The sequence below is a fragment of the Pseudoalteromonas sp. SG45-1 genome (assembly GCF_014164135.1).
Classification (GTDB): domain Bacteria; phylum Pseudomonadota; class Gammaproteobacteria; order Enterobacterales; family Alteromonadaceae; genus Pseudoalteromonas; species Pseudoalteromonas distincta.
Genome location: NZ_JACJEP010000028.1, coordinates 1 through 16,164 on the forward strand (window position 1 = coordinate 1; position 16,164 = coordinate 16,164).

Below are 16,164 nucleotides of genomic sequence, written 5' to 3' on the forward strand. Positions count from 1 at the left end.
GTGACGAAATAGTTGCGACTATTATGCAGTACATCGATTTAATTAAAAAAGAAGGTGTTGATAGCAAGTACTTCAACGAAATTCGTACTTCCCTTAATAACCAATTTAAGTTTTTAGAAAAAGGTAATCTATTTTGATGTAAGAAAAGCATGTCGATAATAAGGAATAATTCGTTATTTAGTTGTTTTCGGCAAATGATCCTGCATTGATCTATCTCCTGCATCTATGCAGTCGTATATCAGAGATTTTTAACACTGCTAGGCAGGCTCTAAGTATTATTGCTAATTGGTATAGTCATTAACTTTATAGTGTTGTACTTGTAGAGCTCTTGAGAGGGTTTAAGTTTTTACAGGAGTATAGAGGTGAATTAGGGGTATTTAATCAATACAGAGCTTTTAGGGTTGGTTAGATGTTAGAGCTGCCTGTGATACCAAGCTGTATAATTATTTAAACAATCTAACGAATTAAACTACTCCATCACGTTGTTAAAACTTTTTATTGTGCACAAAAAAGCCAGCACGTTATATGCTGGCTTTTGGTCTGTAAATGCTTAGCTTAGTTAAGCAGCATCAGCTTCTTTTTTAACGCTATTACGTGCGGCTTTTCCTGCAAGTAAGTCAGCAGGGTCGAAGTCATCAACGTTAATAACATCTAAACGAGATTGCTCAACAGCAGCTAGTTTATCAGCCTCTGCTTGGCTTAAAATGCCTGCTTCAAGTCCCATTTGCGCTACTTTATCAAGCTGGAAGAATGGCAGTTTAAGGCCTTTCTCTTTACATACTCTTTCAAATAATGGCTCAACGTCTAGGATGTCTTTAAGCGTTTGCTCTTGACGACCCACAAGGTTAAGCGGCTCATTTTTTAAGTATACGTAGCTTGCTAAACGGTTACGCGTTTCACTAGGTACTTGTAGTAGTTGCGCAAGTTTATGCTCAAGTTGGTCAGTTGGTTTACGAACCGGGCGACCAAACGGGAATAACAATACTTTTAACACGGCACGTAGTGGAGCCGAAGGCATGTTATTAATTAAATCAGCAAGTGCGCGTTGGCAATGATAAAGGTGATCTTGGCAACTCCATTTTACTAGAGCAAAATCTTCTTTTTTACGGCCTTCGTCGTTGTAACGCTTGAGCGTTGCAGACACTAAGTATAAGTAACTAAGTAAGTCACCTAAACGTGCTGAAATACGTTCTTTACGTTTTAGTGAGCCACCAAATACTGCCATGCTAATGTCTGACATAAGAGCAAGTGATGCACTAAAGCGTGACGCTATACGGTAAAATTCAGCAGTTTCGTCGTTGTACGGCACACTTGTAAAACGTGCGCCGGTAAGTGCAAGCCACTTAGTACGTACAAGGTTCGACATAGTAAAACCAATATGACCCATTAGCGCTTTATCAAATACGTTAAGCGCTTCTTCGCGGTCTTCAATTTCGCACGCACCTAGTTCGGTAAGTACAAATGGATGACAGCGAATTGCACCTTGACCATAAATAATCATATTACGGGTCAAGATGTTTGCACCTTCAACGGTAATGGCAATAGGTGCACCTTGGTAGCCACGACCTAAATAGTTATTTGGCCCAAGCATGATGCCCTTACCGCCAAGTACATCCATTGCATGAATAGTTGCATCACGCATTTGCTCTGTCAGGTGGTATTTAATAATGGCAGAAACTACCGATGGCTTTTCGCCTAAATCAACCGCACCCGTAGACATACTAACCGCAGCATCAGAGCTGTAAGCGTAACCAGCAAGTTTTGCTAGTGACTCTTCAACACCTTCCATTTTACCAATAGGTAAACGGAACTGACGACGAATGCGGCTATACGCACCCGTTGCAACGGCAATCATTTTAATGCCGCCGGCAGAGTTTGACGGCAATGTAATTGCACGACCAACCGATAAACATTCAACCAACATGCGCCAGCCTTGACCAGCCATATCTGGACCACCAATAATATAATCAAGTGGTACGAAAATATCTTTACCGCGAGTAGGACCATTTTGAAATGGTACGTTAAGCGGGAAATGTCGACGACCAATTTCAACCCCAGGAGTATTCGTTGGAATAAGTGCACAAGTGATACCTGGCTCTTTATTGTCGCCAATTAGGCCATCTGGATCTTGTAATTTAAACGCAAGACCAAGTACGGTAGCCACTGGGGCAAGTGTAATGTAACGCTTATTCCACGTTAAACTAACACCCACAACTTCCTCACCATTCCATTGCCCTTTACATACCACACCGTAGTCTGGAATTGAGCTTGCATCAGAACCCGCTTCTGGCGAAGTTAATGCAAAACATGGAATTTCTTGACCGCTCGCTAGGCGCGGTAAGTAATGATCTTTTTGCTCTTTTGTACCATAGTGTTGTAATAATTCACCTGGGCCTAAAGAGTTTGGTACACCAACAATTGACGAAAGTAATGTTGATTTACTCGTTAGTTTTTGAAGTACACAAGACTGTGCAAATGCAGAAAACTCTAAACCGCCGTATTCTTTTTTGATAATCATGGCAAAGAATTTATTATCTTTTAGATATTGCCATACATCTTGAGGAAGGTCGGTTAGTTCGTGCGTTGCTTCCCAATCGTCCAACATGCTACATACTACTTCAACAGGGCCATCAACAAAGGCTTGCTCTTCAATAGTAAGTTTAGGAACTGGGTATTGGTGAAGTTTTTTCCAATCTGGGTTACCGCAAAATAAGTCAGCTTCCCACCACGTCGTACCGGCATCAATAGCTGATTTTTCAGTATCAGACATGCTTGGCGTTACTTTTTTAAACGTAGCAAAAATAGGCTTGATGATATATTGCTGACGAAGGCCAGTAACAGAAAGAGGAACCGCGATGATCAAAAAGATCAACCAGCTAATTAAACCAAAAGCACCCGCAAAGGTACCAATTAATAAAGTTATAGCCGAAACACCAAGTGCTGTGTTCCAACTTGCTCTGTGGTAAACCGCAGTGCAAAGCAACGCGATTAGAACCAGTGTAAATATGAGTGTCATTTTTATTCCTTAATAGAGGTCAGACCACCTCACTTAGAGTAGCGCTAGTAACAGTAATTTTCAAGTACATAACGATGTTAAATTGTAGTAGAAAGTAACTTAAATACGATATTTAATTACCCGACAGAGGAACGCACAATAACTATCGTATAGTCAAAGCATTAACCGTAAGTAGTGTTAACGTAAAAATAAATAAATCTAATAGCAAAATGACATTTTTTAAGTAAGTATAGCCGTTATAGCGGGCTGCAAATTAGTGTACGCTTAATACACAAATATAACGCTATTTATTTTAATGTATGGTTTTTAAGGGTTATTTTATTAATGTGTGAATTACTTGGCATGTCAGCCAATGTGCCTACCGATATTTGTTTTAGTTTTTCAGGCCTTTTAGAGCGTGGCGGAAACACGGGACCACATAAAGACGGGTGGGGCATTACGTTTTACGAAGGTAAAGGTTGTAGAACCTTTAAAGATCCTGAGCCGAGTTATCAATCTGAAATTGCAAAGCTCGTTAAAGCATACCCAATTAAAAGTGTCTCGGTTATTAGCCATATTCGCCAAGGTAACCGCGGGCGAGTATGTCTTGAAAATACTCATCCTTTTACGCGAGAGTTATGGGGGCGTGAAATCACTTACGCTCATAACGGGCAGTTATCTAATTATCATGATTTAAAAACAGAGTACTATCGCCCAGTGGGTAACACCGATAGTGAACTCGCTTTTTGTTGGTTACTTGATAAAATTCGCGAAAAATACCCAAAGCGTCCAAGTAATATGGCGTCGGTTTTTAGATATGCGGCTAAGCTTTCGCATACGTTGCGTGAAAAAGGCGTGTTTAATATGTTATTGACCGATGGGGTGTTTGTTTTAGCGTATTGCACTAATAACTTACACTACATAACGCGCCGTGCGCCATTTGGTAAAGCAACGTTGATTGATGCCGACATGGTGGTTGATTTTCAACAAGAGACCACACCAAACGATGTAGTAACAGTTATAGCTACAAGGCCTTTGACGAATGATGAGCGCTGGCAAAAAATGGAGCCGGGAGAATTTGCATTGTTTAAGATGGGTGAGCTAATTTAGCCCACCTATTTTATTACTGATTTATTTAAAAGCTAGTTAGCTTCTTGAGGTCGTTGTGCTGTAGCAGGCGCAACAGCTGTAGGTGCAGTAACAGTAAATGAATTCATTTGAACTTCAAACTGCTCCATACCTTTTTCGCCTTTCCACATACGTACCAGCATGTAATCCATTTCTGGCGCAAACCACGCAATCGCTTGGCGTTTATCGTTATCGTATAAACGTTTTACTTTAATGGCTTCTACATTACCAATAGGCAACGAAATCATCTCGGTGCCAGATACTTCAAAGTTGTAGTCGCGGCGGTTACCTTTTTTATCTATAAGGGGGAATGAAAAGCTTGTTTCGCCTTTTTTCAATCCTTCGCGCACTTGCACTTGGTACGAAATAGCATCCTGAAATTCATCAGTCCATTCGCATTTAAGTGGGTATTCACTAGCGCTGCTAGTCACTACTTTGTTTGTTGTATCAAAATCAATTTTGTAATCTTTATCTGGGCCTGTCCCTGTACGAATCATGTTGTAATGATGCGGGGTAACCTTGCCATCTTTAAAGGTAAACTTTGATGTTTCTTCACGAGAGTCAGAGAAAATCATCCACTCAATATTGCTGTGGTATGTAAGTTCATAAGTATCGTCGCCCGTTTTTTTGAGCTCACGAACAGCCTCACCATGATTTTTACCTTTGCGTAAAATATCGTAATTAGCTTGATACTGGGTCAATTCGCCTGCAATTAGGCTAGTTGGAAGTAAAGCGCCCGCACATAACAACAGGGCACTTATTTTTTTATTGTGGGTAGTGCGCGCCGTGTGCAGGAAGTTGTTTTTTGTCAAGAACTGCATAATCTGCTTCCATAGTAAGTCTGTGTTCACTGAACCACTTGACCACCAAAGGATAAATTATATGCTCTTGCTCATGCACGCGTTTTGCTAATGTTTCTGCTGTATCATCCTTGAGTACAGGTATTTGCGCCTGAAGAATAACGGGACCGCCGTCTAATTCTTCAGTAACAAAGTGAACACTTACGCCATGAACATCGTCTTTTGCATCAATTGCTCTTTGGTGGGTATTCAGCCCCTGATACTTAGGCAACAAAGATGGATGAATGTTCAACATTTTTCCAACATATTTTTGCACTAAGCCAGGAGTAAGAATACGCATAAACCCAGCTAATACAACTAGATTTGGCATAAAAGAGTCGATAACGTTCATTAATTGCGCATCGTACGCTTCGCGCGAGTCAAAATCTTTATGACTGAGCACTTTTGTAGCAATACCTGCTTGTTTTGCACGCTCTAGGCCATAAGCGTCAGCTTTATTACTAATAACAGCCGCTATATGTCCGTTTATCTCGCCACGTTCGCAGGCATCTATGATGGCTTGTAAATTAGAGCCACTACCTGAGATTAAAACTACCAGACGAGTCGGTGCCATTACTTAGCACCACCTACAATTTCAACTTGCTCTTCGCCAGCTGCTGCATCTTGAATTTCACCAAGGTGCCATGCATTTTCGCCCAAGTCTTTTAGCATTGTTAAGCTTTGCTCAAGTTTGTCTGCAGGGACTACTAAAACCATACCTACACCACAGTTAAATGTACGGTACATTTCGTGTGTAGTAATATTACCGTTTTCTTGTAACCAGTTAAAAATAGGTGGCCACTGCCAGCTATCACCTTTAACTACAGCTTTTGCTGAAGCGGGTAATACGCGTGGAATGTTTTCCCAAAAACCGCCGCCAGTAATATGCGAAAGCGCATGTACGTCAACGTTTTTGAATAACTCAAGTAAAGGTTTTACGTAAATACGCGTAGGCTCAAGTAAGGTTTCGCCTAATGTTTTACCTTCAAAGTCAGCGCTTGTATCAGCGTTTGACACTTCAAGTACTTTACGAATTAAAGAGAAGCCATTTGAATGAGGACCGCTTGAAGCAAGTGCAATAAGCTGATCGCCTGCCGCTACTTTTGTGCCATCAATAATTTTTGATTTTTCTACAACGCCTGTACAAAAGCCTGCCATGTCGTAGTCTTCACCATCATACATACCTGGCATTTCAGCTGTTTCGCCACCAATTAGGGCACAACCTGAAATTTCACAACCTTTGCCAATACCTGTAACTACGTCAGCTGCTGTGTCTACATCTAGCTTACCAGTTGCATAGTAATCTAGGAAAAACAGGGGTTCAGCACCTTGAACAATTAAGTCGTTTACACACATTGCAACTAAATCAATACCAACAGTATCGTGTTTTTTTAAGTCGATTGCTAAACGTAGTTTAGTACCAACACCATCTGTGCCTGCAACTAATACTGGTTGCTTGTAGCCTTCAGGAATTTCGCAAAGTGCGCCAAAACCACCAATTCCGCCCATTACTTCAGGACGACGAGTTTTTTTAACTACGCCTTTAATACGCTCAACAAGTGCATTACCAGCGTCGATATCTACGCCCGCGTCTTTATAGCTTAGAGACTGTTTTTGTTCGCTCACAGGTTTTCCTCAAAATAGTTGTTTTGGGTTGCTTAGAAACGCGCGTATTTTACAACAATTGCAAGGTCGCGGCTAGCGTAAATGTAATTTTGAAATAATTAACAAGGACACTTGTCCGCTGTTTGTTGTTTAAATAAACAAAAAAACGCCCGTAGGCGTTTTTTTAGTATTAAAGGCGTTAAATTAACAGCTATGCTTTTGCGGTTAATATGGCTCGAAGTGGAGCGGGGTAGCCTTCAATTGTTTTACTTGTATCGTTTGGATCTAAAAAATCGATTAACGATTCGTTTTCCATCCAGTCGGTTTTACGTTGCTCTTCAAGCGTGGTAATAGCGCAATCTTTTATTTGCACATCTTTAAAGCCAACGCGCTCCATCCACAGCTTTAATGCTGCAGTACTTGGAATAAACCAAACGTTGCGCATTTTAGCGTAGCGGTCGGTTGGGACTAATACCGTGTTTTCGTCGCCTTCAATTACTAGGGTTTCAAGTACGAGTTCGCCGCCTGGGCGAAGCTGCGCTTTTAACTGCGCTAAAAAGTCGATAGGTGAGCGACGATGATAAAGTACACCCATAGAAAAAACAGTATCAAACGCTTTAAGCTCGGGTAATGCTTCTACGCCTAGTGGCAGTAAATGTACGTTTTCATCTGGGTTGTAGTGTTTAATTGCCTGAAACTGACATAAAAATAAATCAGATGGATCAATACCCACGACAAACTCTGCGCCTTCACCGCGCATACGCCATAAATGATACCCTGAGCCACAACCAATATCTAAAACAGTGCGGCCTTTTAATGGCTCAATATGAGGAAGCAGGCGGTCCCACTTCCAATCACTGCGCCACTCTGTATCTATTTCAATACCGTGCACACTAAATGGGCCTTTGCGCCATGGCATCATGCGTTTTAATAAATGCATGGCTTGCTTTTGCTCGCCATCACTCATCTCTCCTGGGGCGCCAATTTCTACCTTAGTAGAAATATCAACATGGGAAGTTGCCACCTCAGGCAAGTTTTTAAGTACTTTTTGCCATTTAGGCAAATCACCATGGCTAGCCTCGTTTTGCCAATGTTTTAATTGAGCAGGGAGGGTTTCTAGCCAGTGACTAAGTGGGCTTTGTGCGATAGATGCGTAAAATTGGTTAAACCATTGAGACATGGATGACTCTCTTTATTTAATTGCTACCATTGAGCAAAAATTAAAACATTGATACCACACTTGAGTTTGGCTAAAACCAATATCTTGTAAGCGAGTAAAGTGAGCGCTTAGTGTATCTGGGCGCATAACGTTTTCGATGGCGGTACGTTTTTGGCTTATTTCAAGCTCTGAGTAGCCATTGTGACGTTTAAAGTCGTGGTGCAAATCAATTAATAGGTTATCGCATTGCTCGTTTTCGGCTTTAATTTTTTCGCTTAGCAGCAATACACCACCAGGCTTTAAATTAGCGTATATTTTTTCAAGCACGGCTTGGCGCTGCGCATGTGGAATAAATTGCAGTGTAAAGTTCATTGCTACTACTGAGGCGTTTTGAATCTCAAGCTCGTTAATATCGCCCAAAGTAACAGTAACCGGCACATCCGATTTAAAACCTTGTAAGTGCACCTTACAACGCTCAACCATAGCTTGAGAGTTATCTACCGCTATTATATGGCAGTTATCGGTGCGAATGTTACGGCGCATGCTAAGCGTGACTGCGCCCAGTGAGCAGCCTAAATCATAAAGATTTGAGTTACTTTGTGCGTACTCACCCGCAAGTTTACCCATAGTGCTTACAATGGTGGCATACCCAGGTACAGAGCGCTGGATCATATCTGGAAAAACTTCGACTACATTTTGGTCAAAGCTAAAATCTTTTACTTGTTGCTCAGAGGCATAAATACTGTCTTTTATGGTCACGAAGGCAGTCTCTTTGTAAATAATGGCGCTATTTTAACATTTTATACTGGATAGTCAGTGATAAATTCAGTAGCTTGACTAGAATTATGAATAATAAGTACAAAAGAGAAGATTAAATGAGCAAAAGTAAGGTCATCAGCACAGACGATATATTAGCAACCCTTTGTCATTCAGTGACAGGTGTACTCACATCAGCCAGCGGTAATGGTATTAGCTACTCAGCCATGGTGCAAAAAATAACACGTACATGTATGCGACCAGATATTGGTTGCTTTGTTTTATTTGACGGCGGTTTTACAGGGCTCGTAATTACCAACTTTACTTCGCAAGCGGCGATGGAAATTTATGGCGATTACATGCGCAATATGGGAATGCCAGAAGATGAAATAGCGCATAGCCATTTATCAGACGACGTATCAAACGTACTAGGCGAGTTGATGAATCAAATTGTTGGCGACTTTACGTCTAAAGTGCGTGAGCAATTACATACGTCTATTACGCAAAACCAGCCAAAAATGATGGCAATAAACAAGCAAGTGCAAATATCGGTAGATACCACGATGGATCGCCCGCAAGCCCGCCGCGTAACATTCACGACAAGTAAGCAAAATATTTTTTACTTGGAATTAGCGATGGATAAAACAGAGTTCATTAAATTACACGACTTTGATATTGCAGAAGCACTCGACCCAGACGACATAATTGAAAACGAAGCACGAAAAAAAGCGGACAAAGAAAAATCATCTAAAGCAGTAGAACAAGATGATGGCGATGATGATTTTATGGCAGGCCTAGGGCTTTAAGTCTATTTACGTAGGTTGGGTTGAGAGAAACGAAACCCAACGACTGCTCAGCTATTAATCTTTAGTTATGAGTGTTCAGGTTAGTGATTAAAATAAAAGCGCGATTTATATCGCGCTTTTGCGTCATGTTAGCTTTATTTGAATAAGTAAACCTACTCTTTAAATTTATAGCCCACACTATAAACCGCTGCTATTGGGTTTAGCCCTGCTTGAATGTCGTTAATCTTTTTTCGTATATTTTTAATATGTGTATCTATGTTGCGATCGGATATGTCGGTTGTGTCGCTGTATACGTTATTAATAATATCTTCGCGGGTAAAAACACGCCCTACGTGGCTTATAAATAATAAAAATATTTTAAACTCGACGGCGGTAAAGCCAATACTTTTGTCGTTTAGGCGTGCTTCGTAATCGTCTTTGTGTAATTGGAAATTATTATGATTAATGATGTTGGTTTTAGGCTGGCTGGTCCTTCTTAGTACGGCTTTTATGCGTGCTACAACTTCATTGGGGCTGAAGGGTTTGCATATGTAGTCATCGGCGCCGATCTCTAAACCCTGCAAGCGGTCTATTTCCTCACTTTTTGCGGTAAGCATAATAATAGGCAGACTTGAAAAGGCTCTTATTTGCTTACATAGCTCTATGCCATCAACATCTGGCAGCATTAAATCAAGAAGTATTAAATCTACTGCGTTTTGTTTTACAAAACTAACTACACCTTTGCCACTATTAAAGTGCTCAGTTTCGTAATTTTGTTGCTTAGCGTAGGCAATAAGTACCTCGGCAATGTTTTCTTCGTCTTCAACGATAAGTATTTTTTGTGATGCCATTATTTTAACCTAAAAGTGTCAGCGTTATTTTTACCTCTAGCCCACCGAGTGGTGAGTTGTGCAACGATATTTGACCGCCATGTGCCTCTACTATTTGTTTGCAAAGTGCAAGCCCTAAGCCCGAGCCGCCGTGCTCTCGGCTTCGAGATTTTTCAACGCGATAAAAACGCTCAAACAATTTTTGTAAGTCGTTTGGTAAAACACTTGGGGCTGAATCTTGTAAAATAAGCTCAATGTTATTGGGTCTTTTGTGGGCAAGTATTATTACTTGCCCACCTTTATGCGTGTATCTGCAGGTATTTTCTAACAGGTTTGAAAATAATTGTATAAGGCGTTCTTTATCACCATTTATTATACATTTTCCGGCTTTGGTTAAGCTTTTGCTATCTACATTTAATTCATGCTCTTTAAAGCGAGCGGTGTAGTTTTCAATTGATTGCTCAAAAATAGTGATTAAATCAATGCGCGCATTGTTATAGGTTAAATTAACGCTATCTGTTTGTGCTAGTTGGGCTAGGTCGTCAACAATGTGGCTTAAGTTATCTACTTGGTTTATGAGTAAATTAATGCGCTTTGTGTCGGCTGTAAATACGCCATCTTGAACGGCTAGTAAATGCGAGCGTAGTACGGTAAGTGGGGTTCTTAATTCGTGGGATGTGTCTGACACCCATTGAAATCGCATTTGTTGGTTTTGCTCAAGCGTGTGGGCTAAGGCATTAAAGTTGTTGGATAGGGTACCTAGCTCATCTTTACTAGAGGGAATTATTCTGCTGGCAAAATTTCCTTTTATTAACTCATCGGTGCCAGTCACTATTTGCTTTATTGGTTTTATTAAATGGCGAGATAACACAATAGCCATAATAAATGCGAGCATAATAACGAGTAACGTGATCATAAAATAGTTATGAAATTGCGCTGCTAAAAAGGCTTCTGCCGGGCTACTTTGTACAAGTTTTGAAGGGACTAAACCTATCCAGCCTATAACGTTATTGTTTAATAAAATAGGCTCTATATGTGGGTTGTCGTTTAAATTAGCTCTACCAACAACAACCTTTTTATTTTGATCATACAAACTTATACGTTGCCCTGTTTTAAGGGAACCTGCAGGTAAGTGTACCCACAATAAAGAGGGCGTTGCATTGCTGCTATTTGGTTTGGGTGGGGTGCTTGTGTGTTTATTCGTTTTAGGCTCGCCTGGCTTTTTTTGTGGCTCTACAATAGAGCGCCATAATTGCGTGCTTTGTGTAATGGGTTGCCAACTGCCTAATCCGCTATAAAACTCAATAAGTTGATGCTTAACCATTGCTACATGTTTTGTTTCTTCTTGTTCAACAAAGTCGTTAAAACCTGACGAAAAGGTCATATATATAAACACAAACATAAGCCCAACAAGGGCGATATTAGTGATAAAAAAAGCTAAAAAGAATTTATGTATTAATTTCACTGATTGGCAAATAGTAAAAATCATGTGTTAACGTACCAAGCAGTATTGCATATTGATTATGTGCCTACAATTAGCGTATTTAGGGAGTTGCTTACTAAAATCCTTTTTAAGTAAGCTTTTAGGTATGTTGATTCTTGGGCTAGAACTTTATTTTTGCGGTATCGCCAGCACCCAGTAACTTATATTGTGGTTTTACAAAGCTTGCGTGTACTGCACCTAAACTTTTAGGAAACGATATGGCAAGCTCATCTACTGTTGCAAATGAGTGCTTCGCTTGAAAAACAATTTCTAGGTCGTGCGCTTCGTTGTTGCTGGTGGTAAAAACGACGCGTTCAAACACGATAACTTGCTGATTTACACGTAAGCTCGTTTTTTGTTTAAGTGCATTTTTTACAAACTCTTCTTGTTGCTCTGCACTTAATTTTGTAGGCATAAGCTTATCAATATCGCCCATAAGCCATGCTTGCTCGCTTTGCAGCGCTGAGATTAAATGCTCAGCATTAGTTAATACTTTTACTTCAACTTGCCCATCTCTTAAAATTACTTGGGCTGTTGTGTTTTTTAATACATGTGCGCTCACTTGAGCGCACATACTTGTTAAAATACACGCTAGCATTAGCCATTTTAATTTTTTAAAAAAATACATAATTACTACCTTTTATTGAAGCGGAGACCTTTTTGTTTATTGAGGTTGCTCAATAGTTACTTTACAAATAAGGGTGTTGTCGGTTTCTAAGTCTTCGCCCCATATGAATTTTGCGTTTTCATCCCAGTTAATATCGTCGTAACCGTCTTTTGGTCCTACATCGGCAAAGTTGTGCTCTACTGCATTAGCCCAATTCGTATCGTCAAAGTTACTTTGCAGCCAGTCAGTTGGTGCTTCTTTTGACATAAACGTACAAGCGCCTTCGCCCGCTACAGGGTTTGATTCGCTTTCGCATAATTTGTTAAGCGGCGCTTTGTGAAGTATTTCGCATTTAAAGCTTTTATTGCTTACCGCAATTACTTTATTTGTATCGGTGTCGGTAAGTTGCATAATAAAACCGCCATCACCCATTTGCTGATTTTTAGCACCGATGTATTCAAGCCCAGTGTCGTTTTGCTTAAAGTCTTTAATTATTAAATTAAGCTCAATAGGGTAGTTTGCAGAAAACGTAATACTTTCGGCATTAAATGAGCGCTCTGTGGTTATTGGTACAGAATCTTCAACAAGTAACTGCTCGCCTATGTAGGCTGTAAACCAGTTATCAGCCCATGCTTCTAGTTTTAAGTTATGCTTGTCTGTAATGGCAGGATTTGTATTTTGCTTAGTGACTGTTGGAGTAAGGTGATTTGGTTGCGGACCTCTACAAAATGTACCTGTTTGAACTTTGCCACTATTACTGATGGTTTTTTGTTTAAAGCTATAGCAGTCTTTTCCCTGTGATGCAGGGCTGTAGGTAGTAAAGTAGTTTTCGCCTTTGTATGAGTAGCTCATTGTACGGCTGCCGTTTTCAGAGATTGTGTGCGTTAGGTTTTTAACGCCTCCTTGTGGCGGGCGTAAGTCGGCTCTTATACCTTGAGTATCGCCACTCAGTGGTGACACTCTTGGTAATTTTGCGGTATCTACTTCACCAACTAAGCACTGAATAATATACGGCGGCGTAGCTGATGTTTGGTAGCGATAGCCAAATGTGTCGTCGGTTTGTCCGTTACATACATCAAGGTCACCTTTGGCAATTGCACTGCCGTCTGGGTTTTTACTGCCATACAGCGGGTAACCATCGTAAGCCCAACCAATAATGGCATCGCTTGTTTGGTTTTTCATTGTGTCAATCATACACGTTGGCGATACATGATAATGGTAGTCATCACCTCGTCCTGCGTGTCCGCCACATATATCTAACTGTCCGAGTGCTAACGTGTCGTGTTTTTCATCGTAGCTATTTACGTCCAACTCACCTTGCGAAGAATAGTCGTATATTGGTACGCCATTAACGGCAACACCTACGGCTGCATCAATTGTTGTTATTGTTTTTGCTTTTTTAGGATTTAGCTTTATAGGTGCTACGTAGTCTTTAGCTGGAACAGGTATTTGCTCGTTAGTACCTGTAATACCAGTCATTACTTCATGATCAGGATAAGTAGATGAGGCAATATAAGCATATTGTTCATCGCACGTAACAGATACGCTTTGATCAAACCCTGCATTACTTACTGATTGTGTAATAGCATCGCAACGAGGTGATTTTACGTTAGCGGTTAAATATGATTTATCAGGCTTTGGTTGCTCATTTGGTTTTGGTCTTGTATTAGGTTTGTGTTCGGCGCTACTGGCGCTTCGCGAGTATTTAACCGTCATACTTGCAGTATCGAGCGTAATATCTTTTACAGCAGCGAGTAATGCTGAGCGATCTACTTTTGTATCGCTATTAAAGGTAACCGGTGCAGATAACGCGTATACAGTATAAGTATAGCTTTTTTCACCTGGGCCTTTAGAGCAAGGCGGCGCGTATTGGTTTAAATCGTTTACGCTATTAGAGCCTACTTCACCGAGGGTTTCGCCCGCTTTAATTTGTGTTTTATCGGCGGAAATGTTGTACATGGTCCAATACCAATGCATTCCCTCTGGCGCTTTATGATCCATAATTAATGCATAATATTTGGTTGCCTTAGGTGCACCACTCCAGTTAAGTGGGGGGCTAATGCTTTGCCCATCGCACGTATAAGTAATAGGCAAATTACCGCCATCACTTACTTTTGAGCTGGTTAGAGTAAAATCATTGAGGTTTGATTGTTCAAGTGATTGGCTGTTTTGCTCGTTGCAGGCACTTAAGGTTAAGCAGCACAGTGCACTGAGTAAAAAGGCATGGGTATTTTTCATCATTTAAAAACTCCAAAGATTAAATTAACTTTTAAGAGTGTAGTTCTCAAATGTAGGGCAATTATGTAGTTTTAAACTTTTTTTATTAAGGGCTGTCGTTAAGTTGTGAGCTGCTTACGGGGATAAAAGACTGGGTATGGAAGGAAACATTAACTTAAGCATGGGCTTTATTTTCACTCAGTTAAATAACGCTAAAATCCTTATTTTAAATAAGGATTTTCACCCATTGCGACTACCACACAAAAAATTCTTAAATCTAACTCTAGCTGGTGATAACTCGGTTCCATATGGCAGCAAAGCTGATAAAAGCCTTTGTTGTGATCTTTTTCTTTAAAGTGGGCGAGCTCATGTACCACTAACGCTTTTAATAATGGCTCGGGAGCGCGCAGCAAGTCGCTGTTTATCGCTAAATCGTGTTTACGGGTTTTACCTTGCATTCGATACGTATGTGTACCAAGTGCATTGGTGACCATGTCGCCTTGCTTTTTAAAAGCAGCGCGACCAAACGGTGGTGCATTTTTTAAATATTGTTTTTTAAGCTCGGTTGCGTAGTTGTAAAGTAGTTTATCGCTAGTAATGGTATGTGCTAGCGGATACTTTTTAAGTAAGTAGTCACATACCTTGTTGTTATCTATAAGGCTTAATACTTGCTCAACAATGTTAGCTGGGTAGCCGGTAAAGTAACGTGCGTATTCACTCATTATTATTTCTCTGTCGTTTTACTTTTAAAAAAGTGCTGGCTGGTGGGCTTCTTTTTCGCCAGTAAATGGGTTTAATGCTTTGTGATCATAACCAAGGTCTTTGCAAAACTGCCTTGCTAATAATGGCGCTTCTCGGTTATCTGCCGTATGAAAAAACACATAAGGCGTTTTTCCTTCATCAAGCCATTGTTTTACTTTACTCAGCCACGGTTTATAAAAGGGTTTATAGTCGTTTTGTAAATCGGCTATTACAAAGCGCGCCATAGGCTCTGAGCCAGTAGCTATTGCATGTACCGGTAAATGGGGCTTTTTTTGCTGTGCATCTATTAGCGCTTCGGTTGTTGGTTTTACCGCAAATAGGGCGCGAGTATCCATCGATATACGATTTAGGTTGTTTGCCATTAATAATTGGTTAAGCGCTATTTCGGCTTCACCCTTTTGAAAAAACGCAGTATGACGTACCTCTACACCGTAATTAACCTCTTTTGGTAATAGGCTAATAAATTGTGCGAGTTTGGGTAAGTCACCAGGGCCAAATGCTTTAGGTAATTGCAGCATGATTTGCCCAGTTTTTTCTAAAATAGGGGAGAACAAGTTAAGCCAATCAGTAAGCTCGGTTTGAACATTAGTTAGGTGCAGCTCGTGGCTAAAGCGACGATTAAACTTAAAAGTAAATTTAAAATCGTCAGGTACGCTATTTGCCCAGCGCAATACGGTGCTTGGCGATGGATCGGCGTAAAAGCTGGTATTGCCTTCAACAGAATTAAAATGTTGTGCGTATTGGCTAAGCATATCGGCGTTTTTACATTGGCTTGAAAATAAATTGCCTTTCCATGCATTGCTCGACCACTGCGGGCATCCAATATATAACATACAAACTAGCGCCTTATTATAAAGTGGCGATAGTGTAGCAAATAACAAAACGAGCTGCTGTAAATTCAGGGGCAAAAGCGGCACACGCCCTAGCATCTTAATGTTAGTTGAGTATAATGCAGGGCTTAATTTGATTATTTTTAGATTGCTAGCGGCTTTATTTGT

Annotated in this window: 14 protein-coding genes; 2 read left to right on the forward strand and 12 right to left on the reverse strand. The window is 40.4% G+C overall.

The window, feature by feature from the left end:
- Positions 1 to 559: 559 nt before the first annotated feature.
- Complete coding sequence (gene fadE, locus H5117_RS17540; RefSeq protein ID WP_182738783.1) at positions 560 to 3,016, reverse strand: acyl-CoA dehydrogenase FadE; 2,457 nt, start codon at positions 3,014 to 3,016, stop codon at positions 560 to 562.
- Positions 3,017 to 3,340: 324 nt separating this feature from the next.
- Between fadE and H5117_RS17545 the strand changes: the two genes are divergently transcribed.
- The gene (locus H5117_RS17545; protein WP_182738784.1) at positions 3,341 to 4,105 is read left to right on the forward strand and encodes a class II glutamine amidotransferase; all 765 of its coding nucleotides are present in this window, start codon (positions 3,341 to 3,343) and stop codon (positions 4,103 to 4,105) included.
- Between the two features lie 32 nt (positions 4,106 to 4,137).
- Here H5117_RS17545 and H5117_RS17550 read toward each other — a convergent pair whose 3' ends face one another.
- From H5117_RS17550 to cmoA, 5 genes are all read right to left on the reverse strand, one after another.
- Entirely contained in the window at positions 4,138 to 4,872 is a 735-nt protein-coding gene (locus H5117_RS17550) for a DUF3108 domain-containing protein (RefSeq protein ID WP_182738805.1), read from the reverse strand.
- Between the two features lie 16 nt (positions 4,873 to 4,888).
- A complete protein-coding gene (purN, locus tag H5117_RS17555; protein ID WP_002959994.1) occupies positions 4,889 to 5,536 on the reverse strand; it encodes a phosphoribosylglycinamide formyltransferase in 648 nt (215 codons plus the stop codon).
- The gene (purM, locus tag H5117_RS17560) at positions 5,536 to 6,588 is read right to left on the reverse strand and encodes a phosphoribosylformylglycinamidine cyclo-ligase (protein WP_010555340.1); all 1,053 of its coding nucleotides are present in this window, start codon (positions 6,586 to 6,588) and stop codon (positions 5,536 to 5,538) included. The genes purN and purM overlap by 1 nt, the downstream gene beginning before the upstream one ends.
- 190 nt (positions 6,589 to 6,778) lie before the next feature.
- Positions 6,779 to 7,747, reverse strand: a complete 969-nt coding sequence (gene cmoB, locus H5117_RS17565) for a tRNA 5-methoxyuridine(34)/uridine 5-oxyacetic acid(34) synthase CmoB (RefSeq protein WP_138488804.1) — start codon at positions 7,745 to 7,747, stop codon at positions 6,779 to 6,781.
- 12 nt (positions 7,748 to 7,759) lie between these two features.
- Positions 7,760 to 8,485: a carboxy-S-adenosyl-L-methionine synthase CmoA gene (gene cmoA, locus H5117_RS17570; RefSeq protein ID WP_007378000.1), complete on the reverse strand. Its 726-nt coding sequence runs from the start codon at positions 8,483 to 8,485 to the stop codon at positions 7,760 to 7,762.
- Between the two features lie 116 nt (positions 8,486 to 8,601).
- Here cmoA and H5117_RS17575 point away from each other — a divergent pair, with 116 nt between their 5' ends.
- Positions 8,602 to 9,288 (forward strand): DUF3334 family protein, encoded by a 687-nt coding sequence (locus H5117_RS17575; protein ID WP_002959987.1) that lies wholly within the window; start codon positions 8,602 to 8,604, stop codon positions 9,286 to 9,288.
- A gap of 152 nt (positions 9,289 to 9,440) precedes the next feature.
- Here the strand turns inward: H5117_RS17575 and H5117_RS17580 are convergent, their stop codons facing one another.
- The 6 genes from H5117_RS17580 to H5117_RS17605 all read right to left on the reverse strand — a co-directional run bounded on the left by H5117_RS17580 (position 9,441) and on the right by H5117_RS17605 (position 15,999).
- Complete coding sequence (locus tag H5117_RS17580) at positions 9,441 to 10,118, reverse strand: response regulator (protein WP_182738785.1); 678 nt, start codon at positions 10,116 to 10,118, stop codon at positions 9,441 to 9,443.
- Positions 10,119 to 10,122: 4 nt separating this feature from the next.
- Positions 10,123 to 11,481, reverse strand: a complete 1,359-nt coding sequence (locus H5117_RS17585) for an ATP-binding protein (RefSeq protein WP_259404550.1) — start codon at positions 11,479 to 11,481, stop codon at positions 10,123 to 10,125.
- A 220-nt stretch (positions 11,482 to 11,701) separates the two neighbouring features.
- Positions 11,702 to 12,208 (reverse strand): hypothetical protein, encoded by a 507-nt coding sequence (locus H5117_RS17590; RefSeq protein WP_182738787.1) that lies wholly within the window; start codon positions 12,206 to 12,208, stop codon positions 11,702 to 11,704.
- Between the two features lie 36 nt (positions 12,209 to 12,244).
- Positions 12,245 to 14,428, reverse strand: a complete 2,184-nt coding sequence (locus H5117_RS17595) for a YHYH protein (protein WP_182738788.1) — start codon at positions 14,426 to 14,428, stop codon at positions 12,245 to 12,247.
- A gap of 197 nt (positions 14,429 to 14,625) precedes the next feature.
- Positions 14,626 to 15,126 (reverse strand): M48 family metallopeptidase, encoded by a 501-nt coding sequence (locus H5117_RS17600; RefSeq protein ID WP_182738789.1) that lies wholly within the window; start codon positions 15,124 to 15,126, stop codon positions 14,626 to 14,628.
- A gap of 24 nt (positions 15,127 to 15,150) precedes the next feature.
- Entirely contained in the window at positions 15,151 to 15,999 is an 849-nt protein-coding gene (locus tag H5117_RS17605) for a DUF72 domain-containing protein (RefSeq protein ID WP_182738790.1), read from the reverse strand.
- Between the last annotated feature and the right edge of the window lie 165 nt (positions 16,000 to 16,164).